Origin of the sequence: Vibrio sp. CCUG 15886 (assembly GCF_028570825.1) — a bacterium.
GTDB classification, from domain to species: Bacteria; Pseudomonadota; Gammaproteobacteria; order Enterobacterales; family Vibrionaceae; genus Vibrio; species Vibrio vulnificus_B.
Window position 1 is genome coordinate 58,521 of record NZ_JAQQBT010000010.1, and the last position, 17,582, is coordinate 76,102.

Here is a 17,582-nt window from a genome sequence, read left to right on the forward strand (position 1 = left end):
GAAGTGTGGATTTAATTTAAAAAACATAAGCTTAAATGATAGGTCAAACCTTGTGAGTTTGTTTGGCATGCATTAAATTTATAGCAGTAAGCGCAGTGGCATAGGGAAATGACAATGAAACCGGTACTTTATATCGAAATTGATGGCGTAGTTTGGAAAATTATGCCGGACGGTCAGTGGGTTGCCGTACAAGCCGATGAGGTGGTTGACCCAACGGTGAAGTACGTTAAAGAAACACCGCTACCCGTCAATGATAGTGATGCCGTTAACATTGACGATCCTATTGACGCAGAGCCAGTATACCAACGCCCTACAACGCCAAACGATGCGCCATCTTCGGAGCAGGACCTTTCTTCTGAAAGCGCGAGCTTATTCGGTTTCATTCGCCCTGAACTGCGTGAGGTGTTGGCTCAATCCGGTTATGACACGCTGCCGACAGATTATGAAAACACGCCTGAGCGTGAAAGCCCAGACGCGCAATTTTATCTCTTGGATGACGACGCCACGATCACGGTGACGATTGCCGACGGTGGCGATGGTTACGAAAATGCGCTGGAAGTGCCGAGCATTGCGATTTTCGGTACCACGACAGACGTTGAGGATGGCCGCCTCGTTCAGTTGGTTTTGTCCGATGCTTCCGGTCAACAGCAAGTATTTAGCGCCACTGTTTTTCAAGGTGAGTACCGCGTTGAAGGCATTGATGCCAGTGGGTTTGATGAAGGCACCTTGACTGTCACCGCAACCATTACCGATGAACTCGACAACTTTATTCAAGCCTCTGACACCACAATCAAAGATACTTTAGCGGAGATCACCACCGAGTTTGATGGCCGAGGCGATGAGTTCTTTAACCGTTTTGAAATCTCTGCCTCGGGGCTGACAGGCACTGTTAGCCATGTTGAAGATGGGCAGCGCATTGATATCGAAGTGATTGATAGCTTGGGCCAAACCTTACGTTTTACCACTACGGTCAATGGTGGAACCTGGTCGATCAATGAAGATTTAAGCAGCCTTGCGGAAGGCCCACTGACCATTCATGCTCAAACCATCGACATGGCAGGCAATCCTGCCAGTGCAAGCGATACCATCGTCAAAGATACGCAAGCTTCCATTACGGTAGCCATTGACTCTGGCGATGATGATTTGGTGAGCGATGCTGAGAGTGGCAACGTTCGTGTCTACGGCGAGGTGGCCAATGTTGAAGATGGACAAGCGATTCGAGTTGTCCTAGTAGACTCAGCAGGCCATGCCCAGTGGTTTATTACCTCTGTGTCGGGCAATCAATGGTCGATCGATAATATCGATGTTTCTCAGTTTGCCAATGGTGATTTTCGCGTGTTGGCGGTGACGAAAGATGTTGCGGGTAACCCCGCTGTCGCGACCGATAGCGCAGGGCTAGATACCACTTTTCCTACCATCGATATTGATACCTTAACCGGTCTGCAGATCGTCGATTTTAAATCCGGTGCAGACACGGCCTTGCAAGGCACCACCACGGGCGCAGAAGCTGGGCAGCTGGTTTTAGTCACCATCACCGATGGAGTGAATACGGTTGAAGCGCTCACCCAAGTTGATGCAGCTGGCAATTGGTCGTTCGACAGCATTGACCTTTCGACGTTGGATGCCAATTTGGAATGGCAATTGAACGCAACGGTGACGGATCTCGCTGGCAACCGCGCAAGCGACGATATGCCTAGCCTGATTGCGCCTGATGTGGTCAGCGTCAATGAAGATATTGCCGTTGTTCTTGGCAGCAGTGACGCGCTTTCGCCAATCAATATCGATAATGCAGATTTCACTTTCATCGACGAGCAAAGCAGCTTGTCTTCGCTGACCTCGCTTGGTCAATCCATTTCTGTGGTCATCTCTGCCGATGGTCTCTCTCTTTCGGCGGTGCGAGCCGATGGTCAAGTGGTGTTGTCGGCCAGCATTCTCAATAATCAAGAAGTCAAAATTCAACTCTTTTTGCCAGTCGATCACGGTGACTCCCAACGCTTACTGACGGAGCTGATGATTCAAGGCACGCAAACTGACAGTGATGGTACAACCGAAACGGTGGTTGCGCCGGTGGCGGTGGTGATTGGCGATGCGATCGTTTTTCCTCCACTGGTTGATAGCGCGGCGATCACCGTCACCATCGATGACGGTGGCGATGGTTACGAGAATGCGCAAGAAGTCCCCGCCGTTGTCATTCATGGCACCACCACCGATGTGGAAAATCTCCGATTAGTGACGATCACGGTGACCGATGTGGATGGCAATACGCTGACATTCACCACCCGAGTGGAAAACAACCGTTACCAAATCTCACCAGTTGACTTGACGGGCTTAGCCGAAGGGCCGTTGAGCGTCGAGGCTTATATCGACGATGTCTATGGCAAGACCATTCAAGCCACCGATAGCACCATCAAGGATACCTTGGCAGACATCACCGCTGAGTTTGAAGGCAATGGCGATGAGTTTCTCAATCAGTTTGAAGTGAGCAAAACCGTTCTAACAGGCCGAGTCACTGAGGTAGAAGATGGTCAGCGCATTGATATCGAGGTGATCGATGCTCTAGGGAACACCTTAACGTTCTCGACTTTTGTGGCGGGCAATACGTGGACAATCGAAGCCGATCTTTCATCGCTGGTGGATGGCGAATTGACGCTCAATACGCAGGCCATCGACGTTGCCGGTAATGTGACCACCGCGAGTGACACCATTGTAAAAGATACGCAAGCGGCGATTACCATCGTCATCGACAGTGGCGAGGATGAGGCACTGAATCCGACCGAACTGAGTGCTGTGACGCTCTCTGGCGTCGTCAGTCATGTTGACGATGGTCAAGCGGTGCAAGTGGTGGTAACGGATGCCTCTGGGGCGAAGTTAGTATTCACTACCGTTGTCGTCTCGGGTGCGTGGTCACTCAAAGATCTCGATCTTTCCTCTCTTACTGATGGCGAAATCCGTGCCACCGCAAGTACCATCGATGTGGCGGGTAACCCTGCCACAGCAGAAGATACAGCGATCGTGGATACCACCGCGCCCACGATCGACATTGATACCTTAACTGGCCTTGAGATTGTGCAATTTAAGCAAGGCACAGAAACTGCACTGCAAGGCAGTACCACTGGGGCTGAGCTCGGACAGCCAGTCGTGGTGACCATCAGCGACGGCACTCAGACCATTTCGGTGACAACAACGGTGGATGCGGCTGGCTTGTGGTCGTTTTCCTCCATCGATGTCAGTGCGCTGGATGCTGCGAAAAGTTGGAGCTTAACCGCCACGGTGACCGATGCCGCAGGCAATAGCGCCACCGATGAGACGCCAACGCTGGATATTCCAGACACCGTGGCGTTGTGGGAAGACTTAGCCGTGATTCTCGACAGCAGCGAGGCGCTGTCGGATATCAATATTGAAAATGCCCAGTTTACTTTCCATGACACGCAGTCGGATCTCGCCGCACTAACGTCCCTTGGTCAATCCGTGTCAGTGGTGATTTCAACCGATGGCCTATCCTTGAGCCTTGTGCGTGGCGATGGGGCAACGGTATTGACCGCTGCGATTGAAACCAATAGCCAAGTTAAGTTGTCCCTCTTTTTGCCAGTTGATCATGGTGAAGCGCAACGCTTGCTGACGCAAATTTTGTTGGAAGGTACCCAAACGGATGCCGACGGCACCACGGAAACGGTGATTGCACCGTTACCGATTGTGATTGAGGACGCGATAGTCTTCCCTCCGTTGGTGGACAGCGCGTCGTTGACGGTCACCATCGACGATGGTGGCGATGGCTACGAAAATGCTCTCGAAGTACCAGGCACACGGATTCACGGCAACACAGTAGATGTTCAGGATCTGCGTTTAGTCACCATAACCGTGACCGATTCGTTGGGCGCGACTCTCACTTTCACCACCCGAGTGGAGAACAACCAATATCAGTTTTTCCCTGTCGATTTGAGCTCGCTTGCCGAAGGGCCGCTCACGGTCGAGGCAGAAATTCATGACGCCTATGGCAAAGTCATCACCGCCAACGACACCACCATCAAAGACACATTAGCTGAAATTGATGTCGCCTTTGATGGCCAAGGGGATGCATTTTTAAATCAGTTTGAAGTGGCCACCACCACGATCAATGGCCACGTGGCCAACGTGGAAGATGGACAAACCATTAACATTGAAATCATAGATGGACAAGGCGGACGACTGACGTTTACCACAGTGGTATCGGGCGACCAATGGTCTCTGGATGTTGATTTAAGCACGTTAAGTGATGGTGAGCTGACGGTACACGCTCAAACCATTGATATCGCGGGCAACCCTACCACCTCACACAACACCATAGTGAAAGATACTCAAGCGTCCATTACGGTTGAGATTGACAGTGGTGATGACGACTTATTGAATCCAGCAGAGTTGACTTCGGTCAAAGTCAGCGGTTTGGTCAGTCATATCGAAGATGGCCAAAGCGTGAATGTAGTGCTGTCGGACTCGGCAGGCAACACCATGACAGTGCAAACCACGATTGTGGGTGGCGCATGGGCGATCGATAATCTTGATCTTTCAGGCTTTGTGGATGGCGAGATCTCTGCCACCGTCTCGACCGTCGATGTGGCAGGCAACCCTGCAACGGCAACGGATAGCGCGACGGTAGATACCACGGCTCCAACCATTGATATTGATACGCTCGATGGTCTCAACATTCTGCAGTTTAAATTAGGGACCAACACCGCGTTGCAAGGAACCACTACGGGGGCAGAAGCTGGCCAACCGGTGGTGGTCACCATCAGCGATGGCACTCAAAGTATTCGTGTTACCACCAGCGTGGACGCCGCGGGGAACTGGCAATTTGCAACCATTGATGTAAGCGCCTTGAACAACCGCGCGACATGGACACTCATCGCCACGGTGACCGATGCCGCAGGAAACAGTGCGGTGGATGACATGCCGACGCTCACTTTCCCTGATGTGGTGACCGTGTATGAAGACTTGACGGTGGCGATTGGCAGCAGCGGCGCAACATCCGATATCAATGTGGAACAAGCGCAATTCCGATTCCATGAGGTGCAAACGGATCTAGAAAGTCTGACTTCGTTTGGTCAAAGCATTACGATCACGCTTTCAGCCGATGGGCTGACCTTAACCGCCACCCGTGCCGATGGTGAAATTTTACTGACGGCGCATATTGCCTCCAATGCACAAGTTCAGTTGCAACTCTTCCTGCCGGTGGACCACGGTGATTCACAGCGTCTGCTCACGGACCTGATGATTGCGGGAACGCAAACCGATGCCGATGGCACCACTGAAACGGTGCTAACGCCACTGCCCATCGTGATTGAAGACGCGATTGTCTTTCCTCCGCTGGTTGATAGTGCAGAGATCACCGTGGTGATTGACGATGGTGGCGATGGCTACGAAAACCAGTTTGAAGTCCCCGCAGTGCGTATTCACGGTAACACAGTGGATGTTGAGGATTTACGTCTCGTCACCATTACCGTTACGGACGTGGATGGAAAGGTGCTGACCTTTACCACCCGCGTTTCCGATAATGCCTATCAAGTGAGTCCGGTTGATCTCAGCTCATTGGCGGAAGGGCCACTGACGGTGGAAGCGGAAATTCACGACGTCTATGGCCATTCTGTGTCGGCCAGTGATTCCACCATCAAAGACACCTTGGCGGAGATCAGCACCGATTTCCAAGGCAATGGCGATGAGTTCTTCAATAAAGCCGAAATCACCACCAGTGGTATCGCTGGGACAGTGAGCAATGTGGAAGATGGCCAGCGCATAGATATTGAAGTGGTGGATCATCTCGGTAATCGCTTAACCTTTACGACGACCGTGAGTGGCAACAGTTGGTCAATTAACGAAGATCTCTCTGCTCTTGCTGAAGGTGAGCTCACCGTGCATACGCAGACAATTGACGTCGCAGGCAATCCCACCACGGACACCGATACCATTGTCAAAGACACGCGCGCACTGATCAGCGTGAATGTCGCCTCAGGCAGTGATGCGCTGCTCAATGCGACTGAAGTGACCACCACCGATCTGTTTGGTCGCGTCTTTTTTGTCGAAGAGGGACAAACGGTTTCCGTCACGGTGACGGATCAAGCGGGCAAAGTGCTGACGTTTAGCACCACGGTGGTCAACGGACGCTGGGAAGTTGCCGATGCGGATCTCTCTAGCCTTGCTGACGGGCCGATTGTGGTGACAGCGTCGGTCAGTGATGTGGCGGGCAACGTGGCGACGGCCAGTGATTCGGTGCATGTGATTGATACTTTGCCACCACAAATTGACATCGATACGCTCGATGGCTTGAGCGTGGTGGATTTTCGTTCTGGCAGCTTAACAACCCTTCAAGGCACGACCACAGCGGAAGAAAATCAAACCGTCACGGTGACGATCAGCGATGGGGTGAACACGCTGACTTACACCACCTTAGTCAGCGCTAGCGGCTCATGGCAGGTTGAAGGCGTGGATATTGCGACTTTAGATCAAAACCGTGAGTGGCAAATTCAAGCTGACGTAACAGATTTGGCTGGTAACCCAGCTAACGACGGCATGCCAACGGTGATCTACCCAGACGGCGCCGTGTTTGTCGAGGCGCTCGTCGGCATTCTAGGTGAGCAAAATGCGACGGTTGATCTCAATATCCAATTTGGTGAATTTACGTTCCACAGCGATCAAAGTGCGTTTGCTTCTTTGACTTCGCAAGGCTTGGCATTAACCCTGGTCATTTCGCCCGATGGTCAAACATTGACGGCTACTCGCACGGATGGTCAGCAGGTGTTGACGGCCGAGATAGTAGGTGACCAAGTGAAGATCAGCCTGAAAAAGCCGATCGATGAACTTCGCGATCTTGATTCCACTCATACGTCTTTACTCATTCAGGCCAAACAAACGGATGCCGATGGCACCAGTGAAACCGTCGTTGCCCCCGTTTCCATTGTCGTGCTCGACTCTCAACCGATTTCGTTTGATGACCATTACCTGGCAACAGAAGGGCACAATGAGTTTGGTAACCTGCTTGCCAACGATTTTGACCTTGATGCGCCACTGCTGGTGAAAAGCATTTTGATTAACGGTGAAACACATGTGGTTTCGCAAAGCACACCACTGAGCTTAACGCTGCCAGAGGGTATCCTTACTATCTATTCCGATGGTCGTTGGACCATGGCCGTCAGCCGAGATCTCGACCATAACCAAAGCCAGCAAGTGACGTTTTCTTACATCGCGGGGGATAAAAACTACGATTACGACTCCGCCAATGTGGTGATCGATATTCGTGATGGGGAAGCTGGGCGCATTGAATCGAGCAATCAAACGGTGACCGAGTCTCTAATCACGGCGGATGCGCAGGTGGTGAACAGCACTATTCATGTGACGGGTGGTTCGGATAATCCTGATCCGGACTCGCTGCGTTTTGATGAATCAGCGCTGCTGGATTTTGATGCATTGAACCTGACCAGTGGGGAAAGTTTACTCGAGTTGAGCTACCAACTGAGCAGCGATGGGAAAACCATTACCGCCAGTTCGACGGGCGGTGAGGTGATTTTTACCCTTGCCATCAGCGGCGCGGTGCTCAGTGGCAGCGACGTACAAGCCACCTTAACACTGACGTTGAATCGTCCGATCAATCAAGCGAATGGTGACGATGTGACTCGTTTACCAGTCACCATCACAGGCACCGACAGCGATGGTACCACGTTGATTTCCGGTGATTTTGTATGGCATATCAACGATGGCGCTAACCCTATGCTCGCCAATGGTGATGGGGTGTTCCTTAATGAAGAAGGGCTGCTAACCCAATCCAGTCTTGTCGACAACGGTACGGTGAACGTCACCGTGGGCAGTGATCCGATCGCTGAGCTGTATTTCGATTTGGCTGGTCAGCCAACCTTAACCAGTGGTGGTGAGGAGATCGCGTATACCATCTCGCCAAACGGCAATATATTGCAAGCGTATGTGGGCGATATCAGCAATGTGATTTTCCAAGTGGTGATTGAAGAGCCGAGTTCAGAAAATGACTCTGTGATCAACTATCAGTTCACCTTGTATCAAGCACTCGACCAACACGATGCAGATGAAATCGACACGATTCCGCTGGTGATCAGCGTGAGGGATACGGATGGTGATGTTCAACGCTTGCCTCTCGACATTGAAATCCAAGACGGCCATCAAGGTGAATTGAGCTCAGGCACGCTGGTGATTACCGAGCTGCCGAAAGATGATTTAACCCCGTCGGGTATCACCGCTGAAGCGAGTGTGAATCTGGTGGTCACCGCCGATACCGACCCCATTGTGGCGGTGACATTAGCCGTGGCCAATGGTCAAGCAGTGATTGATGGCAATGGCGTGGCACTGACGCACAATGGTGAAGCGATTGTCTGGCGAGTCAACGGTGATGGTAGCTACGATGCGGTTCTAGCCGATGGTACACGAGTGCTGACCGTGACGTTGCCTGATGATGTGAATGTTGAGGCGGATACCGCGAGCAACGTTGAGCTTTCTGTTCATCTCTATTTACCTGTCGATCACCATAAACCGGAGGCAGACAACCAGCTTTCTCTCTCTCTGCCAGTCACCGCAACGGATTCTGATGGCACGTTTGTCACCAGTGACAGCACCTTGATTATCTACGATGGCGAAACGCCAGTGCTGACGGTGGCAGGCAACGTGACTGTCGATGAACATGGCATTGTCGGTGACGGAACCGAGAATGGGATAGAAAGCGTTAAACACGTTTTGAGCATCGATGGTGGCAGCGATGACGTTGCCGACATTCAAATTGATGTCGCGGCGTTTAATGCACACGGGTTCACCAGCGGTGGCTTAGCCATCACACTGCACGCGCAAAACAGCAACGGCTGGTTTATTGCTAAAAACAGTGCTGGGGAAGTGGTGTTTAAAATCCGTCCAAACAACAATGGTAAGGTTGATTTTTCATTACAAGGGGCGCTTGATCACCCTGATGGTAACGGCACCAACTTACTCGATTTGCCTTTTGAAATGTGGGTCATCGATGCCGATGGCGACATCTCTTCCACCGAAACTTTAACTGTGACGGTGACCGATGATGTGCCCATTGCACAAAACACCAGTGTCGAGCTGGTGGAAGGAGACAGTTACACCACCAACTTGCTGTCAGATTCGGTGATGGGCGCCGATGGCGCTGAAATCAGCAGCGTTACGTATCGCGGTACAACCTATCCGCTCTCTGCGGATGGTACGCCAGTGACCATTCAGCTCGTTAACCCGAATGTACCAAGCGAGGTGTACGGCACATTAGTCGTGCATCAAGATGGCACATTTGAATTAACCACCAACCCAAGTGTGACCACGGTTCCTGCGATTTCAGACACGGTAAGCTATGTCGTTATTGATGGCGACGGCGACCAAGTGACCAGCACCGCAACGCTGGTCTTGGATGACACCGCTGGCGTACTGCGCGTTGAAGATCTCGAGATGCGAGAAGATGAACAAGGGACGTTGTTGATCGCCGTTGCACTGGGCGATCGCGATCAAGGAGAAGTGGTGGACTCGATAGAGATTGATGCCAACTCTCTGCAAGGAGGCACCTTATATCTTGATGGCGTCGCGCTCAATGCGGTGGGTGGCAAAGTTATTCTCTCGGGTAGTCAGTTGTTGATGATTGGCAACCAAGTGACGGTGGCAGGCGCACTGACCTATCAACCTGCCACGCATTTAGCCAGCAATACTGCTACGATCGTTTTGGCGGTCAGCGCAATCATCGCCAGTACCACAGGCAGTGAAACCTTGGCGGATACCATTAATGTCAATGTGTTCCCCGTTGCGGATGTACCGACATGGCAAGCTGATTCACAGTATGACTACACCCTTGTTGAAGACAGTTCAGAGCCATTAACGTTGACGTTGAACGCCGATCTTGTCGATAGCGACAGTTCTGAGAGCCTCAGTTATCTGATCTCCGGCATTCCAGCGGGAATTACCGTTTGGCTCGATGGCAGCCAAGTCAACGAAACCACCGCCTATAGCGAAGAAGAGTTGAATCGCATGACGATTCGATCCGATACCAATATTTCTGGACAATTCACCTTTACGGTCACCGCCATAGCAACGGAAGCAGGTAGTAGCTTTGCCAGTTCAAGCGATCAAACCGCAGTTGCTTCTCAGCAAGTGACCATTAATGTCCGACCGGATGCCGATACGCCGTCGCTATCCGTGAAAAACATTGCCGGCTTAGAAGATCAGCAGTTGAACCTCCACGATGCCATTAAAGGACATCTTAACGATACGGATGGTTCTGAAACGCTCTACTACAAGCTTGAAGTGGCAGAGGGTTGGAGCGTCGAAGGGGGCACTTCCTCAAGGCTCGAAGATGGGACGTATTGGTTCTCGGATGCTGAGCTGGTGGCTGGTCACATCTATCTGGTGCCGAAAGAAGATATCAGTTCAGTGACCGAAACGTTGAGCGTCAAAGTCACCGCAGTTGCGGTGGAGTCCAATGTTGATGGATTAGTGCCTGTAAACCCAAGCGCCAACAGTGTGACAGAGACCATTACCATTCGTCTCACTGGCGTGGTTGATGAACCGTTGGCGGTCGATGGTGGAGAGGGCCACTGGCGCTATGACGCAGAAACAAAAGTGATCAGTAACCAGGTCGATTTCATCGAAGATCAATTGATCCCGCTTGATTTTGTCTTGGTGACCTCAGATGACGATGGCTCCGAAGTGATCAACATTTTGATCACTGGCATTCCTGATGGCGTGATGCTCGTGGATGCTGCTGGGCAGCCGGTGAGTTTGCCGATCTCGGGTGAAGACCCAATCACAGGGATCATTTATCAAGTGACTAATAGCGATTTGGCCAACTTGTATCTCAAAGTACCAGAGGATTACAGTGGTCAATTGCAACTCTCGCTTAAAGTGATCTCCACTGAGCCAGATGGTGATTCGGGCGAGTTTCCTATGACGGTAGATATTGAAATCAAGCCGCAAGTGGATGAGAACTCTGGCTCAACGCTCAGCTCCTTGGGTGTGGAAGACAACGCCGTTCCTCTTACTTTATGGCCTTCGCTGGGAGCCGATAACGATGGCAGCGAAGAGGTGATTGGCTACGTGATTCATGCGCCAGAGCAGGGCATTACGCTCTATTTTGATGGCGTAAAAATCACCGTGCCAGAAGAGGGATTAGATGTTGCAAGCTTGACGGACTCTCTTTCCCCCGATCTGGAATCGTTGTTAACCAGTGGCCGTTTAACCGCCAAAGGACCGATGGATTTCAGTGGTACGCTCGATATTCCAGTGACTTATTTGGTGCAGGATACCTCTGGTACAGGCGCCATTGACCAGAAATATGTTGATGCGACCATCGCAGTGAATTTTGATGCCCGCGTTGAACTCGACACACGCTTAGAAGGCAATCCAAGAGTATTGGCTAACACCGAAGGTGGACCCGTCGATCTCACTTACGCGGTGCGTTTTGTTGATATGGACGTGGATGGCTCAGAGTATCTTGATTATATCGTCATCAAAGTCCCGGCAGGTTTAACCTTGATTGTCGAGCACCCGAATGGGGCCACTCAAGACGGCGCAGGAAACTGGGTGATCCCAGCGCATGGCCTAACCAGTGATAGCGTGCGAGAGATGGCGGCGCTGATCCTCAAGGATGCGACGATTTCGTCGACACAAAATACTGAGATTATTAATCTGGTGATTTCAGCACGTGTGATTGATGGGGAGGATGCCCGCTTTATCGACGCGCCGATCCGAGTGCAATTTACCGGCCATGATGATGGTGGCGGCAGCTGTGATCCGGTCGGTCCTCCTGGCGATCTGACTCCGGGTGATGACGCGTTGCAGTTTAACGAAGGAGAAGACCTCGATTTGTCTGGTCTGCTCGATGGTAATATTGCCAGTGATCCAAATAACGAACTCTCATTCTTTATTAGCGCCGATAAACTGCCAGACGGCGTGATGATTGAAGGAGAAGGGGTCACCATTGAGTATGACAGCGCCGGTAACATTGTCGGTTTTGTTATTCCGCCTGAAGCAATGGCGAGTTTAAAAATCACCGGTTTGGATGAAGACTTTGCGGGTTGCCTTTCTCTCGAAGTGGAAATCAAAGAAACCTCTGGCTGCAATGGTGACAGCGTCACTACAACGCAAACCATTGATATCGAAATTCTGCCAGTGGTTGACGACTTAGTGGTCTCCTCGATCACGTCGATGGATGAAGATGTGGTCACTCAGTTAGACCTCAGTGTTGTACTGGGAGACAGCGTTGAGGCGGGACAAACCATCAGTGGTGAGGGTAACAGTGCAACGGGTAAAGAGACCATCAATAGCCTGATGATCAAAGTACCAAGTGGCGTCACGTTAGTGGAAACTCCAGCGGACACTGGCTTGCTCACCGACAACGGTGATGGAACGTACACCATTAACGACGCGACGCGACTGACCGATATCAGCCTTGTCCCTCCGGCGCATTACAGTGGTGATATTACCTTGGAAGTGCACGCGAACATTACCGATGCTGCGGATTGCGTCACGCAAACCGACACGCAAGACAAGGTATCGATCGTCACCATTCACATTGAACCGATAACGGATGCAGCCAACATCGTGGCCAACAATGTTCAAGGTGATGAAGATAGCTATATCGCCCTGTCTGGATTGGATGTCAGTTTGATAGACCAAGATGGTTCCGAGACCTTATCGGCGATGATTAAGGGCGTGCCTGATGGCGCTGTGCTGGTCTACAAAGTGGGTGAGAGCTATGAACTGTTGCCAAATAATGGTCTCGATGGCGGCACGTTTGCCGGCAAGCCAACCAGTGAATGGCAGCTAGATCCAAGCCGACTGGGTGAACTCTATCTTCTGCCTCCGCTGGATTTCAGTGGCGATATTTTGTTGACTATTGATGCCATTACGCAAGAAATCGGCACCACCGATATTGTCCACACTTCTGGCACGATGACAGTGGGCGTGCTGCCGGTGGGTGATGATGTACAGTTCTTTGGATTGGATAGCCAATACACAGGCACGGAAGGAGAAGCGCTCTCTATCCCTGTGACCATCAGCAGCAATGAAACCAACAGCGATGAGTTTATTGTGCTGACCTTGCATGCCGAATTGACCTCCGATCCTTCCGCATTGAGCGGGCTGGATAAGATCATCGTCGATGGTCATGAAGCGTCATTCACTCAGCTCGGTGATGGTAGTTGGGTGGCGAGAGTGATTGTGCGAGCCAGTGAGGTCGGCAATATCGAACTCTACTCAGGCAATGCCTTTGGCACACTCAACTTGACCATGACCGCGCAAACCTTCGACAAGAACATTGTGTTGGGTTCTCTGGCGACAGATTTGGGTGAGGCGCAAACACAAACTATTGTTGTTGAATTATCTCCGGTACCCGATGAGCCCATTTTGACGCTGGATTACGTCACCATCGTGGCGGAAGCGAGTGGTGCCATTCCACTCAATCTTGATATGAGCATGGTTAACCCAGCCGATGGAGAAGAAGGGTATCTGACCATTTCGGGATTACCCGATGGTTTGGTCCTGTCGGCTGGCAGCAAAGAGTCGGGCGAATGGCTCGTTCCGGTTAACGATGTGGCCAACCTCAGTATTGTCTCCGGTTACACCGGCGCCGAGAGTTTCACCCTCACACTGACGCCAAGTGCGCAGTTGGGTGGTCAGACGGCGATAGGACTTAGCCAAGTGTTGGATGTGCAGTTACTGGCAACCGGGGACAGCAGCTTAACTGCCACCAGTGGCGATGATCTGTTTGTCTTCAACTCTGACAGTTTAGGTTCGGTGGGGGATGCGACGGTCGATACCATCGCAGGGTTTGATATGTCTGCCAACAGCGACACCATTGATCTCAGTGCGATTTTGTCTGGTCTGGGTGTGAGCGACGGCGCGAGCGCCGATCAGTTTGTCGACTTGGTGCAAACCGGTGCGGATCTGCATATCAACATCAAGACTGATGGCGTGAATGCGGTGCAAACCATCTTGCTGAGTGACCTCAATCTTGAGGATTACTACGGCGTAGGGTTGACCGAAGCGCAGGTGCTTCAGCAAATGATCGATGATCAAAATCTGATTGTTCAGTAGTTGGGAGTGGTATGAACACTATCGTGGAAGAGAGACAAGATCACTGGTTAACGGCCATTCTTTGGGCATGCCAACATTTTGGTATTCGTTGTCACGCTCTGAAGGTGGTCAATGGTTTGCCCCTTGAAAATGGCCAATTGAGTGAAGCTTTGTTTCAACGAGCGGCAGAGCAAGCGCAGCTAGAGGTCGGCCTCACCAGCTTGTCACTGCTGGAACAGGCCACTTTCCCTTGTTTAGCCGTGGAAAAGCAAGGCAACCCGCTGCTGATTTTGGGGCGAGAAGGCGAGCATTACCGTTGTTTATCGCCACATCAGGCCAATAGTGACGTGACCTTGAGCTTGGATGAGCTGAAAACGCAAGTGAAAGAGGGCATATGGCAGCTTTCGACACTGGTTGCCGCCGATGGCCGTGTTGAAAGTTTGATTGAAGAAAAGCCCGTTCATTGGTTTCGCCAAGTGCTGATGGAAGTGCGTCCTTGGTATCGTGATCTCTTACTGGCTTCGTTTGTCATTAACCTGTTGGCGATGGTGGTGCCACTGTTTACCATGAATGTCTACGACCGCGTGGTGCCGAACCAAGCCTTCCATACCCTTTGGGTGCTTTCTGTCGGTGTCATCATCGTGGTGGTGTTTGATTGGGTATTACGAGAAGCGCGCAGCTCAGTGACCGATATGGCGGGGCGCTATGTCGAAAACAAACTGTCAGCGCAATTGTTCCAAAAAGTGTTGGGGATGCGCCTTGAGCAGCGACCTCAGTCGGTGGGGGCATTTGCCCGCCAGTTGCAAGATTTCGATAGCGTAAAAGATTTCCTCACCTCAGTGTCACTGGTTACTTTAGTGGATCTACCGTTTACGCTGTTCTTCCTCCTGCTGATTGGCTGGTTAGGCGGCGCGATGATGTTGATCCCGCTGGCGGTCATGGCGGCGTTATTGCTGCTCAGTTTTGTGATGAAAGGGCGTCTTGCACAAACCTTTACCGAATCGGCGCGTCTTTCTACGCAACGCCAAGCCCATGTCTACGATAGCCTGTCAGCGCTGACGGACATCAAGCAAAACAATGCTGAAGGGATGACACAAAAACGCTGGGAACAGACGGTTTCTGCGTTGTCGGAATGGCAAACCCGTTCGCGTTTTTATTCCAACATCGTTTCTCACTCCATTATGTCGAGCCAGCAAGTGGTGACGATCGCCTTGATCATTTTCGGCGTGTATCAGATTGCCGAAGGGCGATTGAGCATGGGAGGCTTGATTGCCATTGTGATGCTCAGCGGGCGCGCCGCATCTTCGATCAACCAGCTTTCTATGCTGATGCTGCGTTACCAGCAGACGCAAACCGCAATGGAAGGGCTCAACCAGATCATGGCCACGCCTCAAGAATCCACGTCACATCAAATGATGGACAGAGGCGAGTTCCACGGTAATGTTGCTTTGCGAAACGTCAGCTTCGCCTACCCCGATATGCAGATCCAAGCATTGGAAGCGATCTCACTGGATATCAAAGCGGGAGAGAAAATTGGTGTTATCGGCAATGCTGGCTCTGGGAAGTCTACTTTAATGGCGTTGCTTGCTCGTCAGTTGCTGCCAACCGCAGGGCAAATGTACTACGAAACCATTGATGCGCAGTTATGGCCGCCCAGTGTTATTCGTGCTGGGATTGGCTGGGTTGGTCAAAACCCAGGGCTTATTTATGGCACCATCTATGAAAACATCACCTTTGGCGACCAAAGCATTGATGAGCAAAGATTACTCAACGCGGTGATGCTCTCTGGCCTCAATGATTACATGCCTCGCTTGGCGAATGGCTTAGAAACTCAGGTGGGCGAGCAGGGGCGTTTTCTCTCTGGGGGGCAGCGTCAGGCAGTGGCGATCGCTCGCGCGATCTATCGCGATCCTGCAATGTTGCTTTTGGACGAACCCACCAGTGCATTAGACAAAGCGGCAGAAGAGCGTTTTTTCCACGCTTTACAGCGTTTGCCAGCGGACAAAACCTTGGTCATCAGTTCACATAAGCAGAGTTTTCTTACCCTTTGCGATCGCATTTTGGTGCTTGATAAAGGTAAATTGGTGGCACAAGGCACCCCGCATGAGATCTTCACGCAACAAGGTTCGGCAAGAGTGCGCAGCCGAGTGAAATCAGTGAGTGTGGTCAAAGGAGGGCAGTCATGAGCAGTCAGATCATGTGGTCGAATAACCGCATTGCTTACCGTTCTCGTCGTCTCATTTGGCTTTGCGCTGCGTTGGTGTTGGCGATAGGGGTTTGGGCCTCATGGGCGACCCTAGATGAGGTGGTGGTTGGTGACGGAAAAGTGGTGCCAAGCTTGTCGATTCAAACCATACAAAGTTTGGAAGGCGGCATCATTAAGCAAGTGCTGGTGTCGCAAGGGGAACAAGTGGTGAAAGGGCAGCCGTTGATGGTTCTCGATGACACCCGTTTTCGCGCATCTTACCAAGAGTCGGATCAGCAATTGCAAACCTTGCTCGCGCAGAAAAAGCGTTTGGATCTCGAGCTGCAAAGCATTGTGGTTGATGGACGAGCCACGGATTGGCAGCAACAAGTGCGCATTGCCAAGCAACCTTACCCAAGTGGACAAGATGAAGTCACTCGCGCCGAGTTTAATGCGCGAGAAAACTACCATCAACGTTTGGAGCAGTTGGACTCAGAACTGGAAGAATCCGCCCTGCGTATTGAGCAGCAGTCTCAAGCCTATCAAGATACGTTAAACAGCATTCGCACCTTGGAAAACAGCATGGCGATTGTGCAGAAAGAGCTCAACATGCTGGAAGATGTCGTGAAAACGGGGGCGGTAGCCGAAGTGGAGCTGCTTAAACTCAAGCGCGACTACGTCAAACTGCAAGGCGATATTTCTAGCGCGAAAGTGCTGGCTCAGAAACAAAAAGCGGCCTATTCCGAGTCGATTGCGGATTATCGCGGTATTGCGCTCGATTTTCGCACCAAAGCGAGGGGTCAGTTGAATGAAGTGGTGGCGGAGCTCGCGCGCTTGCAGGAGAGCCAATCGGCGATAGCCGACCAATTACGCCGCACGGAAATTTTGTCACCGGTGGATGGCACGGTAAAAGATGTCTTGATCCGCTCGATTGGTGGTGTGGTGCGCCCAGGTGAACCGATTATGGAGTTGGTGCCGCTCAATAGCCGCTTAATTGTGGAAGCGAGAATTGCGCCACAAGATATTGCGTACGTCAAAGTTGGTTTAGAAGCCACGGTCAAGTTTACCGCTTATGACTTCGTAATCTACGGTGGACAGAAAGGCAAAGTGGTGTATGTAAGTGCTGACTCACTCAAAACCGAAGAAGGCGACCCGCATTATCGTGCTCACATTGAATTGATGACCGATGACGCATCACAACAGAATTTTAGAATTATCCCCGGTATGCAGGCGATGGTCGACATATTGTCGGGTGAGAAAACCGTATTGAGCTATTGGCTTAAGCCGCTTCTCAGAGCCAAAGAGACGGCGTTAAGAGAGCCTTAAACAGAAAAGGAAA

The 17,582-nt window shown here is 51.5% G+C and carries 3 protein-coding genes; all 3 read left to right on the forward strand.

Going from position 1 to position 17,582, the window contains the following annotated elements:
* Window positions 1-114 precede the first annotated feature (114 nt).
* Genes PQQ36_RS16445 through PQQ36_RS16455 form a run of 3 tightly spaced genes read left to right on the forward strand, consistent with a single transcriptional unit; the run spans window position 115 to window position 17,569 of the window.
* The gene (locus tag PQQ36_RS16445) at window positions 115-14,079 is read left to right on the forward strand and encodes a T1SS-143 repeat domain-containing protein (protein WP_273661839.1); all 13,965 of its coding nucleotides are present in this window, start codon (window positions 115-117) and stop codon (window positions 14,077-14,079) included.
* 11 nt (window positions 14,080-14,090) lie between these two features.
* Window positions 14,091-16,244, forward strand: coding sequence for a type I secretion system permease/ATPase (locus tag PQQ36_RS16450; RefSeq protein ID WP_273661841.1), 2,154 nt, complete (start codon window positions 14,091-14,093; stop codon window positions 16,242-16,244).
* On the forward strand, window positions 16,241-17,569 hold the full coding sequence (locus tag PQQ36_RS16455) for an HlyD family type I secretion periplasmic adaptor subunit (RefSeq protein WP_273661842.1): 1,329 nt from the start codon (window positions 16,241-16,243) through the stop codon (window positions 17,567-17,569). Before PQQ36_RS16450 ends, PQQ36_RS16455 begins: the two co-directional genes overlap by 4 nt.
* Window positions 17,570-17,582: the final 13 nt, after the last annotated feature.